Annotated in this window: 22 protein-coding genes and 1 riboswitch; of the genes, 3 read left to right on the top strand and 19 right to left on the bottom strand. The window is 42.0% G+C overall.

All coding sequences use genetic code 11. The annotated features are described in order from the left end of the window. Position 1 precedes the first annotated feature (1 nt). The 7 genes from EQM06_RS02930 to potA form a co-directional block, all read right to left on the bottom strand. Entirely contained in the window at positions 2-1,003 is a 1,002-nt protein-coding gene (locus tag EQM06_RS02930; protein ID WP_128744922.1) for an ABC transporter substrate-binding protein, read from the bottom strand. An 11-nt stretch (positions 1,004-1,014) separates the two neighbouring features. Next, positions 1,015-1,773: an ABC transporter permease gene (locus tag EQM06_RS02925; RefSeq protein ID WP_128744921.1), complete on the bottom strand. Its 759-nt coding sequence runs from the start codon at positions 1,771-1,773 to the stop codon at positions 1,015-1,017. Positions 1,774-1,883: 110 nt separating this feature from the next. Then, positions 1,884-1,994: riboswitch (TPP riboswitch) on the bottom strand. A gap of 51 nt (positions 1,995-2,045) precedes the next feature. Further along, positions 2,046-2,594 carry a beta-class carbonic anhydrase gene (locus EQM06_RS02920; RefSeq protein WP_128744920.1) on the bottom strand — a complete coding sequence of 183 codons (549 nt, stop codon included), beginning with the start codon at positions 2,592-2,594 and terminating at the stop codon, positions 2,046-2,048. Beyond that, positions 2,584-3,858, bottom strand: coding sequence for an ABC transporter substrate-binding protein (locus EQM06_RS02915; RefSeq protein WP_128746772.1), 1,275 nt, complete (start codon positions 3,856-3,858; stop codon positions 2,584-2,586). Before EQM06_RS02915 ends, EQM06_RS02920 begins: the two co-directional genes overlap by 11 nt. Next, positions 3,858-4,694, bottom strand: a complete 837-nt coding sequence (locus EQM06_RS02910) for an ABC transporter permease (protein WP_230975004.1) — start codon at positions 4,692-4,694, stop codon at positions 3,858-3,860. The genes EQM06_RS02915 and EQM06_RS02910 overlap by 1 nt, the downstream gene beginning before the upstream one ends. Continuing rightward, positions 4,691-5,503, bottom strand: coding sequence for an ABC transporter permease (locus tag EQM06_RS02905; protein ID WP_128744919.1), 813 nt, complete (start codon positions 5,501-5,503; stop codon positions 4,691-4,693). Before EQM06_RS02905 ends, EQM06_RS02910 begins: the two co-directional genes overlap by 4 nt. Next, positions 5,500-6,552, bottom strand: coding sequence for a spermidine/putrescine ABC transporter ATP-binding protein (gene potA, locus EQM06_RS02900; protein ID WP_128744918.1), 1,053 nt, complete (start codon positions 6,550-6,552; stop codon positions 5,500-5,502). The genes EQM06_RS02905 and potA overlap by 4 nt, the downstream gene beginning before the upstream one ends. A 203-nt stretch (positions 6,553-6,755) precedes the next feature. On the opposite strand from potA, the gene EQM06_RS02895 reads away from it, so the two are divergent. Beyond that, the gene (locus EQM06_RS02895; RefSeq protein ID WP_128744917.1) at positions 6,756-7,769 is read left to right on the top strand and encodes a uroporphyrinogen decarboxylase family protein; all 1,014 of its coding nucleotides are present in this window, start codon (positions 6,756-6,758) and stop codon (positions 7,767-7,769) included. 163 nt (positions 7,770-7,932) lie between these two features. On the opposite strand, the gene EQM06_RS02890 is transcribed toward EQM06_RS02895, so the two are convergent. Beyond that, positions 7,933-9,096 (bottom strand): YibE/F family protein, encoded by a 1,164-nt coding sequence (locus EQM06_RS02890; RefSeq protein ID WP_205666583.1) that lies wholly within the window; start codon positions 9,094-9,096, stop codon positions 7,933-7,935. Further along, positions 9,093-10,028 carry a DMT family transporter gene (locus tag EQM06_RS02885; protein ID WP_128744915.1) on the bottom strand — a complete coding sequence of 312 codons (936 nt, stop codon included), beginning with the start codon at positions 10,026-10,028 and terminating at the stop codon, positions 9,093-9,095. The genes EQM06_RS02890 and EQM06_RS02885 overlap by 4 nt, the downstream gene beginning before the upstream one ends. A 163-nt stretch (positions 10,029-10,191) precedes the next feature. Here EQM06_RS02885 and EQM06_RS02880 point away from each other — a divergent pair, with 163 nt between their 5' ends. After that, on the top strand, positions 10,192-10,776 hold the full coding sequence (locus EQM06_RS02880; protein ID WP_128744914.1) for a hypothetical protein: 585 nt from the start codon (positions 10,192-10,194) through the stop codon (positions 10,774-10,776). Between the two features lie 107 nt (positions 10,777-10,883). Here EQM06_RS02880 and EQM06_RS02875 read toward each other — a convergent pair whose 3' ends face one another. The 8 genes from EQM06_RS02875 to EQM06_RS02840 all read right to left on the bottom strand — a co-directional run bounded on the left by EQM06_RS02875 (position 10,884) and on the right by EQM06_RS02840 (position 20,248). After that, positions 10,884-12,134 (bottom strand): D-alanyl-D-alanine carboxypeptidase family protein, encoded by a 1,251-nt coding sequence (locus EQM06_RS02875; RefSeq protein ID WP_128744913.1) that lies wholly within the window; start codon positions 12,132-12,134, stop codon positions 10,884-10,886. Between the two features lie 27 nt (positions 12,135-12,161). Further along, on the bottom strand, positions 12,162-12,965 hold the full coding sequence (locus EQM06_RS02870) for a hypothetical protein (protein ID WP_128744912.1): 804 nt from the start codon (positions 12,963-12,965) through the stop codon (positions 12,162-12,164). 526 nt (positions 12,966-13,491) lie between these two features. Beyond that, positions 13,492-15,552 carry a methyl-accepting chemotaxis protein gene (locus EQM06_RS02865; protein WP_128744911.1) on the bottom strand — a complete coding sequence of 687 codons (2,061 nt, stop codon included), beginning with the start codon at positions 15,550-15,552 and terminating at the stop codon, positions 13,492-13,494. A gap of 191 nt (positions 15,553-15,743) precedes the next feature. Beyond that, positions 15,744-17,336 (bottom strand): hydroxylamine reductase, encoded by a 1,593-nt coding sequence (gene hcp, locus EQM06_RS02860; protein ID WP_205666582.1) that lies wholly within the window; start codon positions 17,334-17,336, stop codon positions 15,744-15,746. A 126-nt stretch (positions 17,337-17,462) separates the two neighbouring features. Next, positions 17,463-18,128, bottom strand: a complete 666-nt coding sequence (locus tag EQM06_RS02855) for a hypothetical protein (RefSeq protein ID WP_128744910.1) — start codon at positions 18,126-18,128, stop codon at positions 17,463-17,465. A 2-nt stretch (positions 18,129-18,130) separates the two neighbouring features. Then, positions 18,131-18,454 carry a PadR family transcriptional regulator gene (locus EQM06_RS02850; protein ID WP_128744909.1) on the bottom strand — a complete coding sequence of 108 codons (324 nt, stop codon included), beginning with the start codon at positions 18,452-18,454 and terminating at the stop codon, positions 18,131-18,133. 347 nt (positions 18,455-18,801) lie between these two features. After that, entirely contained in the window at positions 18,802-19,242 is a 441-nt protein-coding gene (locus tag EQM06_RS02845) for a GyrI-like domain-containing protein (RefSeq protein WP_128744908.1), read from the bottom strand. Positions 19,243-19,351: 109 nt separating this feature from the next. Beyond that, positions 19,352-20,248, bottom strand: coding sequence for a helix-turn-helix transcriptional regulator (locus EQM06_RS02840; protein ID WP_128744907.1), 897 nt, complete (start codon positions 20,246-20,248; stop codon positions 19,352-19,354). 38 nt (positions 20,249-20,286) lie between these two features. Here EQM06_RS02840 and EQM06_RS02835 point away from each other — a divergent pair, with 38 nt between their 5' ends. After that, the gene (locus EQM06_RS02835; protein ID WP_128744906.1) at positions 20,287-20,820 is read left to right on the top strand and encodes a DUF6512 family protein; all 534 of its coding nucleotides are present in this window, start codon (positions 20,287-20,289) and stop codon (positions 20,818-20,820) included. 68 nt (positions 20,821-20,888) lie between these two features. Here the strand turns inward: EQM06_RS02835 and EQM06_RS02830 are convergent, their stop codons facing one another. Both EQM06_RS02830 and EQM06_RS02825 read right to left on the bottom strand, forming a co-directional pair. Further along, positions 20,889-21,794, bottom strand: a complete 906-nt coding sequence (locus EQM06_RS02830) for a magnesium transporter CorA family protein (RefSeq protein WP_128744905.1) — start codon at positions 21,792-21,794, stop codon at positions 20,889-20,891. A 99-nt stretch (positions 21,795-21,893) separates the two neighbouring features. Continuing rightward, positions 21,894-22,955: a M23 family metallopeptidase gene (locus EQM06_RS02825; RefSeq protein ID WP_128744904.1), complete on the bottom strand. Its 1,062-nt coding sequence runs from the start codon at positions 22,953-22,955 to the stop codon at positions 21,894-21,896. Between the last annotated feature and the right edge of the window lie 50 nt (positions 22,956-23,005).

Here is a 23,005-nt window from a genome sequence, read left to right as displayed (position 1 = left end):
GCTATTTAGGTAAAAATTCGTTGGTATAGCACTCTGCTGCCGGAATTTTATTCTTGATTAATCCGTTTTCCACCATAAAGTCCGTATAATTATCCCATACCGAATCCTTCATCACTCCCCACCGGTCGCTGTCTTCACTGTACTTACCGGCCAGATACTCCTGAGATTCCTTCAGCATTCCCAGATTATAAGAATCCGCATGTTTGTGTAAAATCTCCGCCGCCTTATCCGGATTCTGGATGGCATATTCATAGCCCTTTGCGGTTGCTGCCAAGAATGCTTTGACCATATCCGGATCCTTTTGCAGAGTGCTGTCACTGGCGATAATCACCGGCGTATAGTAATCCAGCCTTGGATCCAGCTGTCTCAGCTCCATATAGTTTACATCGATGCCCTGCCTTTTGGCTCCGATTCCGTCCCAGGCCCAGAACATCCAGACAAGGTCTATATCTCCCTTTAAAGCTTCATAGCCGGCGCCGTCTGAGGTAATCCTTTTTAACTTACCAAAATCCGCACCATATTTCTCCATGACCGCATGGATTACAGCTTCCTCCGCAGGAGAACCCCATCCGGAATACGTCTTTCCTTCAAAATCTTTTGGAGAGGTAATGTTCTTGCCCACATACGACGCAAATCCGGACGTATTGTGCTGGATGATGGTGGCAATGGCTTTAATCGGGAGAGGGTCTTCTGAAGTCAGCGCATACGTGACGTCCTCTTGATAGCTGATCCCAAAATCGCCTTTTCCCGCTGCAATCAACGTTGGTGTAACACCGTCCGTCGGCTCTACAATTTTTACATTAAGCCCTTCCTCTTTGTAATACCCCAGATCTTTAGCCGCATAAAGCCCTGTATGATTGGTATTCGGAACATAGTCCAGAATCACAGTCACAGGCCTAAGCTCTTTCTCCTTACTGCTTTCCGGCTTCTCCGTGCTGCCGCACGCAGCCAGAGACAGGGTCATGGTCAAAATCAATCCTAAAGACAATAATTTTTTCTTCATTTTCCTTCTCCTTACTTTTTTCGTAAATTCGGCATCAATATGTATTGTAATATCTTAACACAGCCATTCATGAGCAAACTGAGCAAAACGATAACGACTACACAGGCAAATACTTTGTCCAGCATAAAACCATTCTTTACTCTCAGCATATAGTAGCCCAGACCGCAGTCCGATGAAAGCCATTCTCCCACCACCGCTCCGGTAATGCTATAGGTAGCGGCCACCTTAAGTCCCGAAAACAGAGCGGGTGCTGCTCCGGGAATTTTAACCAGGCTATAGGTCCTCAGTCTGCCTGCCCCAAACAATCGAGCCAGATTCACCTGATTTTTATCCACGTGCCTCATTCCGTCCGCAAAACTTATAACGATGGGGAAAAAGCACATCAGCACAACAATTAAGATTTTAGGAGCCATGCCAAAGCCCAGATAAATAATGAAAATAGGAGCCAGTACGATAACCGGCACGGTCTGGCTTACCACCAGAATCGGGTATGCCGCTGTGCGGAAGAGTTCGAACCGATCCATGATAATGGCCAGAAGAATGCCGAACAGAGCGGCCAGAATCAGGCCTATGACCGTTTCCTTCAACGTCACCATCCCGTGCAGGAAAAGCATGTTCCTCTCTGAAACGACAGCCAAAAGAATCTTGGAAGGAGCCGGCAGAATGTACAGCGGAATATCTGCAATACGCACCGTCATTTCCCAGATGCACAGAATCAGTATAAACACAGCCGTTGGAACGGTTATTTTTTTATGATTCATTTTTTTCATATTGTTTTCCTTCATTGATAAAGCATTAATCTGCCAAATAAGCAATAAAAAGAGCGTCTCTTTTGGAAACACTCTTAAAAATTCTACATATCAACTATTTTATCCTAAACATTTGATTCTAAAAGCTTTCCTATCGGTGGTACTGGCCACATCAGGTTCAAAGGGTTCAGCAACATGCAATCTCAGCTCCGTTAAAAAACGTCGCACCCCCAGCATTTTTATTCTATTTTCACTATGAGTCTACACCAAACTGCTTGGATTGTAAAGAGCTTTTAATCACATTCCACCGGTGTCAGCTCTCCTGTGACCGAATCCATGATAAACCCTCTGATCCTTACATCCTTCGGAATCAACGGATGATGGATCAAAATATCCAGCGTGTTCTTAACCGAATTTTCCACGCAGTCAAAACCGGCTAACCATGTCTCAAAATCCAGACCGCAGTAATGCAGTAATTTAATATCTTCCTCCGATACATTTCTTTCCTTTAGTTTTTGAAGCATCTTATGGGCATCCATGTTTTGTGCACCGCAATCGGTGTGTCCGATCACCATCACATCCTCCACATGAAGATCCAATATGGCCACCAGCAGACTTCGAACTACGCTTCCGAAAGGATGAGACACCACACCGCCTGCATTTTTAATGATCTTGGCATCTCCGTTTTTCAAGCCTAGAGCTGCCGGCAGCAATTCCAGAAGCCGGGTATCCATGCAAGTCAGGATTGCCAGCTTTTTATCGGGATATTTCGTGGTAATATATTTTTCGTATCCTTTATCCGCTACAAACTTTTTGTTAAACTCCAAAATATCATTTATCATTTTTTCGCCTCCCCGCATTATTCATTTCTTTTTTTCTTCTTTTCCGAATGCTGTTTATCAACAGGACAAGAACAGAAAACAGCACAAATACCGGCATGACCCAGTCCAGATATGCATCATCCTGGGACAGCACATCCGTCCACAGCTGATCCACATAAAGATTGGTCTCCTCCGATAAATTGACAAATGCCTGTGTATTTTTCAATTCTTCTTTCGGCGGATACAAGTTCTTATCTTCTCTTATTTCATCGTCAAGCAGCTTTACCGCCTCTGAATTGGGAGAAGAGTACATGATGAACGCCGCATTATCTGCTGCAACCTGCGGCTCATTCAGAAAGTTTATATACATCTCTGCCGCTTCCTTATGAGCCGAATCGGATGGGATGCACATGGCATCATAATAAATATTGGTGTTCTGAGGAATGAAAGCCTCCAAATCAGGATTTACTTCCTTCATGATATAATAGTCCCCTATGTAATAAGGGGCAATCAGCGCTTCGTTTCTCTGCATCTTATCAAAAATCTGATCCATGACATACGCCTGAACTAAAGGTTTCTGCTGTTTTAACAGCTCTGCGGCCTGATCCAGCTCTTTCCTGTTCTCTGTGTTAATATCATATCCCAGCTTTTCAAGTGCCAGCGCAAAAGCATCTCTGGAATTTTTAAACATCAGTATTTTATCTGCATACTTTGCATTCCAAAGCTCATCAACGCTGTGAATCTCGTGCCCGATCAACTTTTTATTATAAATAATGCAGACCCGCCCCCACATATAAGGAACTGAATACAAATTTTTCGGATCATAGGCCGGATATAAAAATTCCTTGCCGATGTATTTAAAATTAGGAATATTGTCGTAATTAAGCGGCTGTATCATCTTTTCCTGTATCAATCTGGATATCATATAATCTGACGGAAAAATCACATCATACGAATTGGCGCCGCTCTTTAATTTGGCGTACATTCCTTCATTGGTTTCATAGTTTGAATAATTGACCTTGATTCCGGTCAGCTTTTCAAATTCGGCATTGATATCCATCAATCCGTCTTCACCGGTCGAAAGATATTCGCCCCAATTATAGACATTGATTTCCACGTCTTTTCCCTTGAACCGGCTGTAGTATTTTTGGTCATAAGCCGGAACCTTTTTCCCTGCATGGCTTGTTTCTGCCGCCGCCTGCATAGGGGAAAGGAACAGAGGCAGAGCCATGATTAATACCATTGCCCACACCACGATATGCTTTATTTTATTTTTATAAATCATCAACGTGCAGCACCGCCTTTCCATTTAAGGCTTCCCTGCTTTAATCTTTTCTCATTTCTTCGTTCCAGCAAATTTACAGTCACTAAAACAGCCAGCACCGCAATAAAGATCACCGTGGATAATGCATTTATTTCAGGACTGATCCGTTTCTTTGTCATGGCATAAATCATAACAGACAAGGTCTGATGCTTAGCTCCGGTGGTAAAATAAGAAACCACAAAGTCGTCCATGGAAAAGGTCAGTGACATGAGAAATCCAGCCACAATTCCGGACTTGATCTCATGAATGGTCACCTTTAAAAAGGCCTGCATCGGATTGCATCCCAAATCCATAGCCGCCTCCACCAGAGATTGATCTAACTGGCGAAGCTTGGGCAGAACATTCAAGATGACATAGGGCACGTTGAACGTGATATGTGCCAGAATCAATGTGGCCCATCCGAACTGAAAGTCAATCCCCATAGTAGCAAGCCATTTCTTTGCAGTAACAAACAGCAGCATAAAGGATACCCCGGTAATGATCTCCGGATTTATAATGGGAATGTAGGTCAGATTCATGACTACCGCTTTCAATTTTGTATCCATTTTTTCCAGTCCAATAGCAGCAGCCGTTCCCATGACCGTAGCGATTACAGAGGAAACCAGTGCCACCACGATCGTCGTCCAAAGAGCATCCAGAGCAGCCGCATCGTGAAACAGCTGCACAAACCACTTTATGGTAAAGCCTGTAAAGGTTCTTCCCTTCGTATCATTAAACGAGAAAATGATTAATATCATAATGGGCAGATATAAAAATGCCAAAAATACTCCGATATATGTTTTTGAATACCATTTCACAGCAATCTTTCCTCCACTCCTTCATCATCCAGAAACCCTGATACGCTCATGCACATCAGAACCAGCAGCATCAATACCAGCGAAATAGCCGAACCTAAATTCGGATTATAGGCATTGCCTAAAAACTGCATTTCAATAATATCCCCGATCAACTGATTATGACCTCCCCCCAGCATCTGAGAAATAATAAAGGTGCTGACAGCCGGAACAAAAACCATCATCACGCCTGTTTTAATTCCCGGCTTGCTCAGAGGAAGTACGATCTTAGTAAAGACCTCTCTAGGTCCTGCTCCTAAATCCTGCGCCGCCTCCATCACATCATTCTGGATTTTAACCATGACGGAATGAAGGGGTATGATCATAAATGGAATATAGTTATAAATCATGCCCATTACTACGGCACCCTGCGTATTAATCATATTTAGGTGCCCTATTCCCAAAAATCCCAGCATGTGATTTATAATCCCGTTATTTTCTAAAAGCGTCATCCATGCATAGGTTCTGAGCAGGAAATTCATCCACATAGGAAGCATCAAAAGCATTAGCAAGGTCCTGCTCCCAATGCCCTGCATTCTCGACATGAGATAAGCCACCGGATAGCCGATAATCAGGCAAAGAGCCGTCGACACTGCCGCCAGCCAGATGGATTTTATGAAAACGGAGGAATACCGCCCCGCCCGTATCAGATTGTCCATGCTCAAGCTTCCCTGCATGTCTGTAAAGGCAAAGTACATAATCAGACCCAACGGAACAGCAATAAAGACTACTGTCCACATCAGATAGGGGTAAGCCGCCTGTTTTGAATTCATTTCTTCTCCTCCATCTTTCTCATTACGTGTATATCATTGGGCGTAAGCGTCATCCCAATCATTTCTCCCACCGTCTGGCTGTCTGTGGAATGAATGAGCCAGTTAAACCCGTGTCCGCTCACGGTGATCTCATAATGAACGCCTTTAAATATGATGTCCTCTACTCTTCCCGTTATTTTTCCCTGTTCCAGAGGAACAACATCGATGTCTTCCGGTCTTACGACTACATCAACAGCCTCCATCGGTTCAAATCCCGCATCCTCGCATTCAAAGAGCACACCGGCGAATTCCACCAGATAGTCCTTATGCATCACGCCGCTGAGAATATTGCTTTCTCCGATAAAATCTGCCACAAAAGCATTGGCCGGTTCGTTATAAATGTCCTGAGGCGTTCCGCTCTGCAAAATCTCTCCGTTTCTCATAACGATCACCCGGTCGGACATGGTCAGCGCTTCTTCCTGATCGTGAGTAACATATACAAAGGTAATTTTTAACGCCTGCTGAATCCGTTTCAGTTCAATCTGCATTTCTTTTCTCAACTTTAAATCCAGAGCCCCTAACGGCTCGTCCAGCAGTAATACCTTCGGCTCATTAATAAGGGCTCTGGCGATGGCCACCCGTTGCTGCTGTCCGCCTGACAGCTGGTTGATATTTCTATTTTCATATCCTGCCAGATTGACCAGTTCCAACATGGCTCGAACCTTTTTTTGAATCTGTTCTGACGGCATTTTTTTAAGTCTAAGCCCGAAAGCCACATTTTCAAATACATTTAAATGCGGAAATAAAGCATATCTTTGGAATACCGTATTGACATGCCTCCGATACGGCGGCAGTCCGTTAATGCGCTTTCCGTCAAAAAAAACGTCTCCTTCGACCGGATCGACAAATCCGCCGATAATTCTTAAAGTGGTGGTCTTCCCACAACCCGATGGCCCCAAAAAGGTAATGAATTCCTCATTGCGTATATCCAGATTTAAATGATCAATTACCCTTTCCCCATCATATTCTGCTGCTATATTCTTCAAACTGACAATAATGTCATTCCTCATTCTTTTTCCTCCGAAATACTGTTTTTTATCAAATGAACTTATTATACCACACAAGCTGCGTCACAGTATAGATACGGAATCAATAATTTTTACCAAAATCACTGAATATAGTGATATTCCGCAGGAAAAAGTCTTTATATAATGAAAACATAGGAAACATAATCTATCATTCGATTTTGTCCAGTATATAGGAGGAACACAAAATGAAAAGAAATATGAAAATTTGGTTTGACGAGGCATTGGCAGCCGATCAAAAAAAAGCAATCCCTATTCTTTCCTTTCCAATCGTAAACAAAATGGGAATCACGGTTTCAGAGCTGCTCGGCAGCAGCGAATCCCAAGCGAAAGGAATGAAAGCGGTTGCCGATTCCGTCGATTCATGGATTTCTGTAAGCTTTATGGATTTGTCCGTAGAGGCAGAGGCTTTTGGTGCTCAGGTGAAATCTGATCCCAACGAGGTTCCTACCATTATGGGGCAGTTGATTCAAACTCGTGAGCAGGCAGAAGCTCTTCAAGTTCCGGAGGTAGGTGCAGCCAGAACGGGGACTTATGTGGAAGGAATAAAACGTGCGATGGATCTGATTACGGATCGCCCGGTTCTTGCCGGATGCATCGGGCCGTTTTCTCTGACAGGCCGGCTGATGGATATAACAGAGGTGATGATCAAGTGCCGTAAGGATCCTGAAATGGTACATATTGTGTTGGATAAAGCTACAGAGTTTTTAATTCAATATGCAAAAGCCTATAAAGCGGCCGGTGCTAACGGAATCTGTATGGCAGAGCCGCTGGCTGGAATTCTCTCCCCTAAAATGATTCAGCAGTTCTCTTCCGATTATGTGAAAAGAATCATCGACGCCGTACGAGATGAAAATTTTGCGGTTCTCTATCATAACTGCGGAAACAGTGTCATGCATTTAGCAGATTCCATATTGACCTGCGGGGCAAATGCTTACCACTTCGGCAATGCCATCAACATGGAAGAAATGCTGAATAAGCTTCCGGATCATATCATTGCAATGGGAAACATCGATCCCGCTTCCCAATTTTGTATGGGCACTCCGGAGTCCATTCGGGAAGAGACCCTCGCCCTCATGAAAGCCTGTACTCCGCATAAGAATTTCATTATTTCCTCCGGATGCGATATCCCGCCTAACAGCCCGTGGGAGAATGTAGAGGCCTTCTTTTCGGCAGTAAAGGAGTTCTATTCCCAATCCTAGCCTTTCAAGAAGTATATCTGGATAAAAATAGGCTTCGCCGCTTCCGCCGAAAAACCTTATGGTTTCTTTCAACGAAAACGTCGAAGCCTAAATATCTTTTTTGAGAGTGCGGGATGACACAAACACCCCCCTTACCATCAGATTTCGTTTTTATCCTAAAAAACTACTCTTGAATTTTCTTTGGTTTATTATATAAATATGCGGCAATAACCACCGTTACCGGAACCGCAAATAAAATCCCGGTGCTTCCTATAATTCCCTGTAATACTTCCACCACGATCATTTCCATATTGAATAAATACAGCGGATCCTTATTGGATGCCACCAACAGCAGAACAGAGGATAAGGAACCTCCGATATACGCCAGAATTAAGGTGTTCGTCATTGTTCCAATGGCATCTTTTCCGATATTCATCCCTGACTTGATCATCCTTCCGGCAGATTTGTCTTCCATAGTCTCCGACAGCTCATTCATGGCAGAAGCAATCGACATCGCTACGTCCATTACGGCACCGAGCGAACCGATTACGATACTTCCCCATACGATGGCTCTCAAATCCAGCGGATGGGCACTGTTGACATACATTAAAAATAAGCAGTCCTCATCCACGATTCCCGTGATGCCCAGCAGCTGATTGGTAATCAGGGCGAAAATTCCCGCTACTGCCAATCCTCCTATGTTTCCTAACACCGCACAGAAGGTCTTTATATTGACGCCGTTCAGGAAGGTAAGACTCATCAAAATAATAAATATGGAAATGATAATCGTCGATAAATAAATGTTCTGACCGCTTAAAATACCGGGAATGTAGACCAAAAAAACAGCGGCTGCCGTAAAGAGCAGCGATACAATCGTTGCGACTCCCTTTGCTCTTCCGATAAAAATGAGAAGGCAGAAGAACAGGATACAAATGCCTATGATGTAATGGATCCGATTGTAGTCTATGAACATCCATGTCTGCTGTGAGCTGGCCGGATCCGCCGCATAAGAAACCACGATACTGTCTCCCTTTTCAACCGTCTTAGGCTGTACGGCATACATATAGTCAATATATTGCAGCATGGTCTGCGTTTTTCCTTTATGCGGTCCGTTTGTAAATTCTGCCTTAAAATAGACACTTTTACTGGATATGGAGGATACTCCGTCGTCCAGACTAACCTCTTTCACCTTTACGTCCTCCAAAGCGATGACCTTCGCCCGGTAGAACTGATCGCTGCTGGTCAGAAGCTGTGCTTTGGACGTATTGGCTCCGATAGACACAAACAATACCGATAAAATCGTTATAGCAATAAATGTTATCACTTTCTTTGTAAAAAACTTTTTCAATTCAAACTCCCTTCTGAACCCCCCTGTTTTTCCTGTTGAACCAGATTCATAAGGCAAATGGAAGCGATCACACATCCAATGCCGATCAGCTTTGCCAAGCTGACCGCTTCGTGCAGCACAGCAATACCAATAAAAGCGGCTACAACGGTCTCTATGGAGGCGATAACCGGAACTTTTGAAGCTTCCAGCCCTTTTGCCAGTCCGTTCATATATAAAAAATACGAGCCGACTGTGGGAATCAGCCCAAAACCAACGGCAGCAGCTATAAAATACAAATTCATCCGTCCTCTCATGTCGTTCCAAGGTTGTAAAACCACCCCAAGGAATAAGGTTCCAAACAAAAAACTGTAAAATATAATAGTCAACGAAGAATAATCTTTTATAGAAGTCTTGCCCAATATGGTCATCAATGCGTAAAGAAAACCCGCAGTGACCCCCACGACAGTACCGTACACTGAAAAGTGAATGGAAGTAAAATCCCCGCCGGTAACCGTGAGAATACAGCCTGCAATGTTGACAAGCAAAGCGGCAATCTTTACCTTCCCTATTTTTTCTTTAAAAAATATACCGGACATGATACATACAAAAAGAGGTGCCGTATATAAAAGTACGGATGCAGTAGCCACGCCCATTTTTCTTATGGCTTCGTTATAAGAAAGGTTAAACAAGCCCTGAGAAAAAATTCCTAATGCCAGACAGAGCAAAAGCCCTTTTTTATCGATTTTAAACAATTCGATGCCTTGCATGGCATACATCATGGGAAGGAGCAGGATAAAACCGATTCCAAGGCGCAGAAAAGCAATCAGAGCCGAACCGGCTCCTAAAGCTTTTAATATGGTTACAAATAATCCGATGCTTCCCCACAGCATTCCTGCAATCAATATCAGGAGATAACCGTTTCTCTGCTGTAAATTTTCTGTTGCCTTTTCCATGATGTGATCTCTTTTCTAAAACACTCTTTTGCGATTATAACACAAATTCTTATATTTTTCGATACTCTTCCGGATTTTTGGCTGTGATTATGAAGTATCTGGGTCATTAAAGTTATCCATCCGTAATATACTGTATTACCTATCTAAAAAAGGAGGAGCCTACATGCCTTTTACAGACCAATTGCAGGACTATAACCTGACAACAGGGCAGCTCAATCTGCTATTCCGGTTACGGGTGATTTGGAGAGATATCGCTACATGGATGAGTACATATTTAGAATATGTATTTTTGAGTTCGGACCCGAACCTTATACAATCCGCCAAGGATAAGCTATACGCTCTGCCCGTGACATATGCCAACATTTTCAGACTGTATTTCGGGGATGCCATGGCTGATCAGCACATGGTTCTGATGTCTAATTATATGAACCTTTTAATTTCTCTAATTGATGCGACAAAAGCCGGAGATACTGACGCTGTAAATGATTTTAAAGCACAGATCGATCAGAATATACAGGAACGGGTTGATTTGCTTACTTCTTATAATCCTTTCTGGGAAAAAAATATGCTGTCCACCCTGCTCATCAATTTTAACAATAAGACTATTGATGAAATTAATGCGTTTGCCAGCGGAAATTACCAGAGCAATGCAGATATATTTGACAATCTGTTGTCCTATGCGGACAGAATGGGGGATTTTTTCACAGAAGGCCTGCTCCGCTACTTTACGTTCAGCGCAAGAGGATGAAGCAGCAAGCTATAAGCCTGCAATCAAATAAAAGCCTGGCCGTTCCAGCGGCCGGGCTTTTATTCGAATCTGCTGTTTATTTGAAGTAATGATTACGATAAATTGGGTCATATATGCTTACGGCGTCTAAAGATAAAGGCGGCAAGCAAGACGATTATAATCAGGAAACAGCCGGCCAGAACATAAGACGCTCTATCCGAGATTCCGAGGAACGATAAGGGGCCGCCTTTATCAACGGATACGGCGGCTACCGCGTCCACCTGTCCAATAAGGATATTTCCCTTATAAATCTCAATCGTTCCGATTTTTTGTCCTTTGAATACAGGAGCTTCTATTTTCTGCTCCTTTATCACTTTTGTACGAACCTCAGAAGCTTCAGCCTTCTTTGCAGGAACTGTAACGTAAGCGGTTTTCTCAGCAATCATTTCTACATTTCTCATAGTTCCCCTGCTGACCTTCGTTTCACCTAAAGCCTCTCCTTTTCTTACAGCCGGTACATTCCTGTAATTTTCAAAGCCATAGTCCAAAAGGGCTATGGAGTCGGCAAACTTCCCTTCAGCAGTCGTATTTAACACGACTGAAATCAACTCTGTACCGCCTCTCTTTGCGCTTGCGGCCAAACATCTTCCTGCTTCACTGGTATATCCATTTTTGATCCCCGTGGTTCCTTTATATTTTAAAGGTCTCTGCACACCATTTACCTCAATCTTCGATTGGCTGTACAGAAGCTTATTGGGATTCTTGAGTTCACGGGCATCACTTTTATCTGTAGCCGGAATCGTGTATCTCAAAGTTGTTACAATGTCTCTAAATTTTTCATTTCCCATCGCTCCTCTGGCAATCATCGCTAAATCATAAGCTGTCGTATAATGGTTCGCATCCGGCAGTCCATTGGGTGTGACAAAGTTTGTATTTCTCGCACCCAATTCTTTCGCTCGTGCATTCATCAGAGCCGCAAACTCCGGAACACTTCCGGACACTTCTTTTGCAAGGGCCACTGCCGCATCATTCGCAGACTTGAGCAGCAAAGCATACAGCAGCTGCTCCACAGTTATATGCTCCCCTTCTGCCAGATTAATCTGGCTTCCTCCCGTAAGAGCGGTTTCTTTATCAATAGTTACGGTCTTTGAAAGGTCAAGATTTTCAAGAACCAATAGGGCAGTCATAATTTTCGTCGTACTGGCAGGATACATTTTCCGGTTCATATTCTTATCCAATAAGATCTCACCCGTAGAAGAATCAATCAGAACTGCTGCTTTTGCCTGCAAGGCAGGCTGCTGATTTGTTTCCGCAAAAGAAATGGTCATAGAACTGGCTGTCAGAAACACCGCCAGCAAAATTACAAATATTTTTCTCATGTCATACACTCCCAATAGCAATGATTTCTATAAAGATTGCTTTTTTAAATAGTCTCCTGCTTCGTTAAAATCAAATTTTTTGTCCCAAATAAAAGATGCAATCTTCTCTTCACTCTTACTACTATTACCCATCAGGAAACCTCGAATACGAATATTTCCATACTGAGACTCACTCTCATCATTCACCTGATACTCAAGAATGCACTGTTCATTTTTCTTTAATTTAACAGAACTACTTTTTGATATATCCCCTAAAGGAATCTGATTAATCGTTATATTACTGAAAAGACTTAGCACCTCATCCTTATAGGGATAAGCTATTCCTGTGATTTCAGTATCTTTCGTTAAAGTATACGTCGCCTTTTTAATACCATCATGACCTGTAATATTCATATAGCTATTATCCTGCATATTTCTTCCTGCTACAGTAATACGGCCTATACTTTCAGTAGTTTGGCTGCCATCACTCCAAGTAACAAGAATTTCATTTATTTTTAAATCCTGCCCGATGCCTGTTTCGTCGCTCCAATAATCACAATTAACGCCAATATTTACAGTACCAATCGTATACTTGCCCTTGGGCTCTTTTTCTTCCCCATATACCACACAATCAATGCCTTTGGGAGCATTTTGGATCTGAACTTTTTCTACACTTTTGTCAAAACCCCTGGGCGCTATGTAATTTAAATTAACATCCATATCCTCTGAGTATATTAATGACTTGACAAAAACAGGAGCATCAATTCCTGGTCCAACGAGGTTGCTTTTGCTTATAAAGAACAAAGCAAAAATCAACAATATGGCCAATAACAGCACTACTCTTTTACGCATTTTTAACTACCTTTCTTGCACTGCCTTATGGATTGCATACACTACAAGGAGAATATCCTTGATTTATTGCTATTTCTTTTTTCTTCTGTGCTCCAGCCCAGGACTAGATCTGGCTTAAAAAGTCCAATGACCAAGCATATCAGACACACTATTGTTAGTAAAGAAATTAGTACATCCACACTATCACCTTCTAAAAAACTTGTACTTTATTTCCTGTAATAATGACTCTATTATTTTGTTTAATACCTTATATAATTATCACCTTCTTTTACAATAATCCTTATTATCTTCTGCTACTATGATATCTCCAAGTTATCTGTATCCTATATATATATTGCATCTTTTACAAAATTTTTCAATAGCTTTTGCATAAGATGTTGTCTCAGCGACATGAAATGTGATTATTTATATTATTTCAACAAAAATTCCCACATTGTTCGTGGGAATTTTATCAATGGACTCAAATTTAATTTGTATGATACGATTTATAAATCGTAAACTGTAGATTTTTGACATCCGTTTCATTTTATTTCAGTCGGAATTTGCTGACTAACTCTTTCATCAGATTTGCCTGACTGGACAGTTCTTCGCTGGCAGCCGCACTTTCTTCGGAGGTGGCCGAGTTGGTGTGAACGACGGAGGAAATGTGATCGGTCTCCAGCGAAACATCTACAATGACCTTGGCCAGTTCCTCCGAGTTTCCGGAAATCTCACCGATAAGGGAAACGATCTTATTCACATCCTCGGCCGTTTCAAACAGAGAAGAAGCGGTATCATTGGCGATAAAAACGCCGTTGTCAATGGCCGCAACGCTTTTTTCAATGAGTGATGTGGTGTTCTTTGTCGCATCGGCAGATTTTTGGGCGAGGTTTCGAACCTCGTCGGCAACTACAGCAAAGCCCTTTCCGGCGGAACCTGCACGGGCGGCTTCCACGGCAGCGTTCAAGGCCAGAATATTAGTCTGGAATGCAATGTCCTCAATCGTCTTGATGATTTTAGAAATTTCACGGGAATTCTCAGAGATTTCACTCATGGCGTCTACCATCTGATTGATTTTATTTCCGCTCAGATTCATACTTTCGCCGGTTTTTTCTGCAAAAACATTTGCTTTTAACGCATTTTCAGATGCACTCCTTATTTGTTCCGAAATTTGATTAATTGTAGCCGACAGATGTTCTGTAGCAGAAGCCTGTGCGATAGAACCTTGGCTTAAAGACTGTGCCCCCAGAGAAACCTGTTCGGAACCGGACTGCACCTGATCTGAAAAGGCATTAATTTCGCCAATCGTCAGACTTAAGCTTTCCGTTATTGCCTCCAGAGCTGTCAGCAGGGGTTTAAAATCTCCCACATACTGATCCGCATAGATACTATTTACATCAAAATTATCGTTTGACACTTCCTGTAAGAAATTTGTAATATCTGCTATAATTAATTTCAGATTGTTTGACATGATTTCAAAGGACTGCGACAGTAACCCGATTTCATCCCTCGCTTTTGTTTGGTTTTGATAATCAAAGTTTCCATTTGCTATATGCTCCGCAGCCTCCACTATATGATCAAGTGGTTTGAGCATCCTTTTTACAATGGCATATAAAATAACGCAGATGATCCCCATGGAAAGGAGGGCTAACGTAATTTGTATGAAAATAATGTGTTTTACTGGATTTACCATCTCCTTTTCTGAAAGAGAGACCTCCGACCACCAGATTTGATTTCCGGCTTTAATCGGACTATAGAATTTGTCGGTCTTTCCGGTGTCACTCATAAAGGCCTCCGCACCTTTAAAGTCTTTGACAGTCGCGGCATCTAACTTGCTTCCTACCCCTTTGGCATTCTTCGCATCATAAATTTTGATGCCATTCTCGTTGTAAACAGCAAATTGAATGGAACCATATTTACCGATATCCGATTTTTTTATGGCTTGAAAAATATTGTTGTTGATATCTGCCGTTACCACGCCCACTGCTTTACCATCTTTCAGAATGGGATAACAGACCGTAATCATGTTGATTCCCTGATCCTCATAGACCTCTGTCACATAAAGATCCTGTGTGTTTTTAGCTATGGAATAATAATCCTCGTTGGCATAGCTCTCATATTCCCCATAGTTCTGAACCGTGTCCCCCTCCACATCCTTTTCCGATAAATATAAGGTATAATCCTTTACGGCAGGATCGAAGGCATTCGGCTCAAAAAATACTCCCATGCCCACAATCTCCGCACTGGACTTTATGTTGGATCGGATGCTGGCAATGCTATACTGTTCAATATCCGCTGAACGCTGTGAAATCAAGCTGTTAAATACTTTACTCGGAGCATTTTGTACACCCGCATCCTGGTCAGATAGGGCATCTCCTATGTAATTTCCAAGGAGCTTCGTCGCTTTTTCAGAAGCAGACAATTCTCCTTCAGCAATTTCAGCATTGGTCTTTGAAATCTGCATTACCTGCAGCTTAATCGCCTCTGACAGCTGTCCAGACGATACAAAAGCAGTGATGCCCACCAAAAGAGCCAAAACAATGATTAACATACCCGCAATAGAAAGCGTTAGTTTTGTTGAAATTTTTAGATCTTGAAAGTTTTTCATAAAGCATTCTTCCTTTCGACAAAAAAAGCACCCAAACAAAATATGTTCAGGTGCTGCTTCGCAATCCTTTTTCCGAGCCCCACACTACGTCGCACAGTGCTCCTTTAAATTATATACATATAGTACCTAAATTCGTCAAAATTGTCAATTTATTTTTTGACAATTTTGACAACAGGCGCTATTCCTATAAATTATCCAAGAATCTTCTTCAGATCTTCTTCCGGTGTACTGATCGGTGAGATATTGAAGTTTTCAACCAGGAAGTTCAAAACGTTCGGTGAAATGAAAGCCGGTAAGCTTGGTCCCAGATAAATGTTCTTTATTCCAAGATACAGTAATGTCAATAAGATACATACTGCCTTCTGTTCATACCATGAAAGCACCATAGACAGCGGAAGTTCATTGACACCGCATCCGAAAGCTTCTGCAAGTGCTACAGCCACTCGGATGGCACTGTAAGCATCATTACATTGTCCCATATCCATGATTCTAGGCAATCCGCCGATTTCTCCGATGTTCAGATCGTTGAATCGGAACTTTCCGCAGGCTAATGTCAGAATAACAGTATCTTTTGGAGTCTTGCTGACAAAGTCGGTATAATAGTTTCTGCCTGGTTTTGCACCGTCACATCCGCCTACCAGGAAGAAGTGTTTGATGTCTCCGGCCTTTACTGCATCAATTACTTTATCTGCTACAGAAAGTACCGTACCATGACCAAAGCCTGTGGTAACCTCTTTACCTCCGTTGATTCCTGTGAATTCTCTGTCTTCAGCAAATCCGCCTAACTCCAGTGCTTTTTCTATGACAGGAGTAAAGTCTTTATCCTCGCCGATATGCACTAATTCCGGGTATGAAACGACTTCCGTAGTAAATACTCTGTCAGCGTAGCTGCTCTTTACCGGCATCAGGCAGTTAGTGGTAAATAAAATCGGCGCCGGAAGATTATCAAATTCCTTCTGCTGATTCTGCCATGCTGTACCAAAATTGCCCTTTAAGTGTGAATATTCTTTCAGTAGAGGATATCCGTGAGCCGGAAGCATTTCTCCGTGAGTATAGATATTGATTCCTTTTCCTTTTGTCTGTTCCAGCAACTGTTTTAAATCGTACAGGTCATGACCTGAAATAACGATGAACGGCCCTTTTTCTACCTTCAAAGGCACAACGGTAGGTACTGGGGTTCCATAGGTCTCGGTGTTAGCCTTGTCCAGCAGTGCCATACATTTTAAGTTTACTTCGCCCACTTCCAGAACTACAGGAAGAAGCTGTTCCATGTTCCAGTCTTCTCCGATTACACACAAAGCTTTATAGAAGAATGCATTGACCTCTTCATCCTTATAGCCAAGCACCATGGCATGATAAGCATACGCAGCCATTCCTCGCATTCCAAATAAGATCAGGGATTTCAGAGAACGAATATCCTCATTGTCATCCCATAGTTTTTTCATATCGTAATTATCATTATGTCCGCAGGCCGATCCGCACCCGGAACAGTCCGGTACAATTTTAGCTTTTTCTTTTTCTACTTTTTCAATGAGCTCTTTAATGGTATCATCGTTAAAATTTACATTGGTCACTGTTGTAAACAAGCCCTGAATAATCAGTTTTGTCGCACTTTCCGGTGTTGTGCCGCTTCCGCATGCTCTGGCAAGTCCGATCAAAGCCCCTGTCAGTTCATCCTGCAAATTTGCCGTGCTGGATTTTTTTCCGCAAACTCCTGCTCCGCCAGTGCATCCTGTACATCCTGCTGTTTGTTCACATTGATAACAAAACATCTTCGTTTCCATAACGTACCTCTCTTTCATTCACTATAATAATGATTTACTCACATTCGTGTTTTAACTTATACATGAATTATAAAAGAAATGGTCAAATAATTCTGTTGTTTTCACAACAAATTTAAAATTTTATTTTTATTTTCTGCTACAGCGTTTGCTAATGAGATATAGCACAATAGCCACAGTATATCCTGCGATTAAATTTATTTCAAATAGAACTCCTGTTCCGATATGGAATCCGTACATAAGCGTAAAGAAAGCAATAAACGCTGCAAAAATCATACTGATAAGGATCTTTGTTCTCCTATCATTTTCATCAAACGCATCATTCAATATGATTTTAACCACACCCCATGCTGCAGCTATGCCAGCAATCACAAAAAACAGTTCCAGATAACTTACCGGAACATTCCAGTGAACTGGTTCATTGACGAACACACTGCGGATCATTTCTACTGTAAAGAAAATCATTTTTATCATCAACAATACGGATGCGGACATTAGAACTGTGATAAAGGTTTCTTCTACTCTCTCTTCCACCCCTTTGGGCTTCATCTCTGCAATCACCTCATCGCAGAAGCTTTTATAATCCAGCCCTATGGCCTGGCTCATTTCTTCTCCTCTTTCCTTGGCTGCCAGTATGATGTCCAGTATGTCCTGGCGCACCAGTTCTTGATCCATATCGCTCAGCCTGGAGCCTCTCAAATATACTACTATTTTAGTCATATCGCTGTTTTCACTTTCGCTCAGCTTCTCTTCCTCCAGCCTGTTGTTTCTCTTTCTCAGTTCTTCTACCTTCATTCTCACTCTTCCCCCCTAAATAACGCATTTACTACGGCATCAAGCTCTTTCCAATTGTTCCGAAATTCTTTTAATACTTCTGTTCCCAAAAGTGTGATACTGTAGTATTTTCGCTTTGGTCCGATGTCTGAGTCTACCAGCCTGGATTTCAGCATACCCTTATTGTCCAGCCTTAAAAGCAGGGGATAAATGGTCCCCTCAACGATTTCCGTAAATCCATAGTTTTTTAATTCCTGTACGATCTGATAGCCATAGGTCTCCTGCCCAGATACGACTTTCAGAACACAGCCTTCCAGCACGCCCTTCAGCATTTGTGACGGTATCATTTGTCTCCCTCCATCTATATTGCAATGCATAGTAGTTTAGGTACATTGTAATGCAAAGTAGATGAGCTGTCAAGAAGTTTATCAGATAGCTGAAATTCCTGTGCGAGACTTGCGGGGCACCTCACAGATGCGGACAAGGCTTCAATTAAAAACTACTAACCGGATATTCCCAGTTAGTAGTCCTGTACATTTCCTTGATTATGCTGTTTTATGTCAATAACACCTTTACATAATTTGCGGGAACTCCCATGCGCTCAGCCGCCTGTTCAACGGTCAGGCCGCTGTCCATAAATCTTTTCGCAACGACTGCCATGTTTTCTCCCACCGTTCTTCTCCATAACAGACTTTTATTTTAACGCAATATAAATATCCACGTCCGCATTTTCAAAATCGGCATTCAAATATTCTTCAAAATCTCCGGTAAAGCTCCTGTCCAAATCCATCTTCCATATTTCTTCCCAAGCCTGAGCAACGACAGCTTCCATATTTCCATGAACAGAAAACTTGGCGTACCTCCCCGCAGGTATGACTTTTACAGAAAGCTCTTCATTTTCTGCTTCCGATACCTCATTTCCCGCAGTGACACAATATGTATCGCCTTCATAATCCGAATATAAGCCTATGGCGTATTCGTTCACCTTATTTTTAATGGAGTCATAAACCCCCTCTTGATACAGCTGGCTCCAAAGCCCTCCAATGATTTCTGTCATCCTGGGATCGCTGTTTGATGTGACCGCACTTACGCCTATGACCTTTTTTTCTTTTAATGAAACAACCTGATAATTCATTTTTCTATAACCTCCATCTTAAGATGCAGTGTGCTTTATGGATGAGCACCTGCTTTAGCTGCTTGATGAAGTCATTATATACATCTTAATATGACAACTATATGTCATATTATAAATAATACTGTAATATGCTCTGCAATTTATTTTTGATTTCCATTCTCACCGTTTCGGGTTCCAATACTTCACATTCTTCACCGAAAGAAGCCACATAACTGAATACCCATTCTCCTTTTGGAAACAGGATGTCTGCTGTAAAGCTCCCGTCTTCTGACTGCTTAAACTGTGAAAATTCGTCATATACTCTGTACGCCATCTTAGAGGAAATCCTTAATTTAAGGTTAAAATATTCTTCCTTGAACAGATTGTCCTCAGAAAATATCTTTGGGGGAACAGCCAGATTAAACCCTTCCTCTGTGACCTCCAAATCCTTTATTCTCCTCAGTTTAAAAAATCGGTAATCCTGTCTTTCCACACAGTATCCGTACAAATACCAGCTTTGCTCTTTAAATCCAAGCTTTAGCGGATACACCTTCCGAAAAGTTTTTTCGCCCTTTCCGCTGGCATATAAAAATTGAGCTGTTCTCTTAGATAAAATGGCATTTTTTAAGGTTTCAAAGGTCTCATTCTCTCCGTTCTCGTGAGACCATGAACGAAAATCAATCTCAATCCAGTCGGCATTACCCGAGCCGAACAGACTGCTCAGTTTTTGCAGCACCGTATCCTTTTCCTCCGGCCTCACCGAATTGACGGCGTGAAGGGAGGCCAATACTTCTGATTTTTCCCGGTCTGTCAAGACGGTTTTATTCAGAACAAAGCCGGGCAGAAGAAATATTCCCCCGCCCTTTCCTTTGCTCATATAGACGGGCATGCCTGCTTCTGACAGCACCTCCACATCACGATAAATCGTCCGTACTGAAACTTCCAGCTTTTCTGCCAGCTGGGATGCTGTCATGCTCTTTTTGTCCAACAAGATATAAATAATTTGAAATAAACGGTTAATTTGCATACCATTGCCTCATATAATACTTTAAAGGGGGTGTTTTTTTGAATACGAAATCCTGGAGTATAGCCGGAATGATATTCACGCTAATATTGGGCATTCTTTTGCATTTCACTTACGCCTGGTCGGAAGGAAATTTGCTTGTTGCCATTTTCAGTGTAGTCAATGAAAGCATCTGGGAATATTTAAAGCTATTGTTTACCCCAATGTTTCTGTTTGCCATTCTTGAATTTTTTGCCTATGGTTCCGAGCTGCCCAACTTCATTCCCGTCCGTCTTCTGTCTATTCTTCTGGGAATGATCACTATTACAACGATATTTTATACCTATGTGGGTATTATGGGCGACCATGTTTTAGTATCGGATATAGGGATCTTCATTCTGGGCATTCTTGCAGCTTATTCGTTCAGCTATAAAATGCTCCAGACTGGCTACCTCTCTTCCAGTGTTGCTGTCGCAGCCGGGCTGGCGGGTCTTTTAATCCTTTTAATCTGCTTTTTCATATTTACATTCAATCCGCCTCAGCTGCCTCTTTTTCAGGATCCATTTTCTTTATCTTATGGGATTAGTCTTTATTAAAACAGAATGCAGGCTGTGTTACAATACATGGCAGCTTTAAAAAGCTGCCATGTTCATGAAAATTCTGCTCACATTTTTTTCTTAAACAGCCACAAACAGGCCAGAACGATAACGATACTAAGAGCGATGACCATCGGATACCCATATATCCATGTTAGTTCAGGCATATGGGTGAAATTCATTCCATACCATCCTGCGATCAGAGACAGCGGAAGAAAAATCGTGGTCACCATGGTCAGAACCTTCATCACATCGTTCTGCCGGATACCGATTTCGGATTGATAGACCTCCTGTACCTGCATGGCATACTCTCTGAGCACCTGTGTTTCACTTTGAAGCCTGGTCACTCGATCTGCATATATACGGAAAGTCGCCACATCGTCTTTTCCAAAAAAATCCATCTCATTATCAAACAGACCCTCTCCTAAGTCTGTCAGCTGGCTGTAATAACGATACATACGGGAGAGTTCTTTTTTTAGTCTCAGCATCCGATAATTAAAGTCATCCACTTCTTTTGCTAGAATAGATTCTTCCATTTTGGTTATATCTTTTTCGATTTCAGCCAAATATAAAACGTCCTCTTCAATCAGAGAAATTAAAAAATCATATAAGAACCGTTCTACGGTATACCCCTTCCGGAGCTTACCGGAGCTTATTCTTTCAATGTTTTTCTGGACCAAACCCGTATCATCGATAAAAATCAGTTTATTCTCCATGATGTAAAAGGCAAAGCCAATATTCTCGTTGCGCTCTCTTTTTCTGGGTATGTGCAGTGTACCAAACAAAAAGTCCGCATAGCTTTCCAGCTTACAGAAACGAATATTGTCATGGCTTTGTTCCAGCAAATAACTGGCTCGGATATTCACCGCCTGCTCCCAGTCAGCACTGGTAAAGAGAGCCACACCGTCCTGCTTATTTTCCCATTCCTCCATGGAGGTTTTTTCCATTATGTCGTTCTCAATTTTATAATACATCTTTTCTCTCCTGCCTGGTTGAGGTTAAAAGGTTGAAGATCCGTCATCTCCTCCATAATGTACCTGTATTTACTGTAATTATACAATAAAATCTTCTTTTCAGCTAACCTGTTTTTTTCCTTTTCCCTGATATTCACGTATATCGTACACCCTGCTGTAATCCTTTGTCACCAGATTTTTTACCACCTCAGACCGATGATCATCTAAAAAACGTACGATCTGGTACACATCGATCCAAATTTCACTGTTGCATTCTTTTTGAGATTCATCAAATATCAGCTCCATACCAAAGTGAAGATGCGTTTCATTGATGTTGTTGGTATTTTCTTTCGTACTATATCCTGTTCTTCCCATGTAGCCGATCACATCCCCGGCCTTTACCTCTGAGCCTTCTTTCAGACCCAGTTTATACGGAAAATTTTTTCTCAGGTGTGCATAATAATAATACCGCTTTTTATCCAGGGATCGGATGCCGATACGCCATCCGCCGTATTGATTCCATCCGAGTGCTTCAACCGTTCCCCCTTCCACGGCAACAATCGGCGTTCCAACCTGCCCCATCAGATCATTTCCCAGATGATTTCTCGAAAAGCCATAAGAGCGGCTCTGACCAAAATCATCATAATGATTGTAATAATAATTCTTTGCAATGGGTGAAAAAGCTTTTAATCCATACCTCTTTTCCCAATGCATTCCCCTGCCGTCCTTATCCGCTGCCTCTATTTCATACGCCCCTACAAATCCGGAAAGCACAGCACTGTACGCCTGATAATAATAATCATAATATTTCATGTCTTTAGTCAGCTCTTCCATGGTCTTTCCTTCCCGGAGCTTCTCTGCGATCTCATCCAGCTGTTTATCCTTGTACGATTTGAAATCGTTCCCGTTCTCAGCCGCCAAATAAGATAATAGCTCAATCCAGTTCAGTTTCACGTCATCGGCTTGCGATTCTATATCCAATTCCAACGCTTTCTTCATCGCTTCGCACGGCACATTATAATCCACCCATTTTATGTACTCTTTACCCTCTTCATTTGTTTTCAGGACATCTTTATGATTATGGTAATAAAAAATAATGCGTCCTCCCAGAAGCACTGCTAAAATAATCAATAAGGCAAAGCACAAACAGATCACGGTTTTCTTTCTAATCATAAGCAGCATAAGACAACATACCTCCAAAATTATAAACAGCCTGTAAAAGGCTGAAATGT

The sequence above is a fragment of the Aminipila luticellarii genome, assembly GCF_004103735.1.
GTDB classification, from domain to species: Bacteria; Bacillota; Clostridia; order Peptostreptococcales; family Anaerovoracaceae; genus Aminipila; species Aminipila luticellarii.
This window is presented reverse-complemented; position numbering and strand designations above follow the sequence as displayed.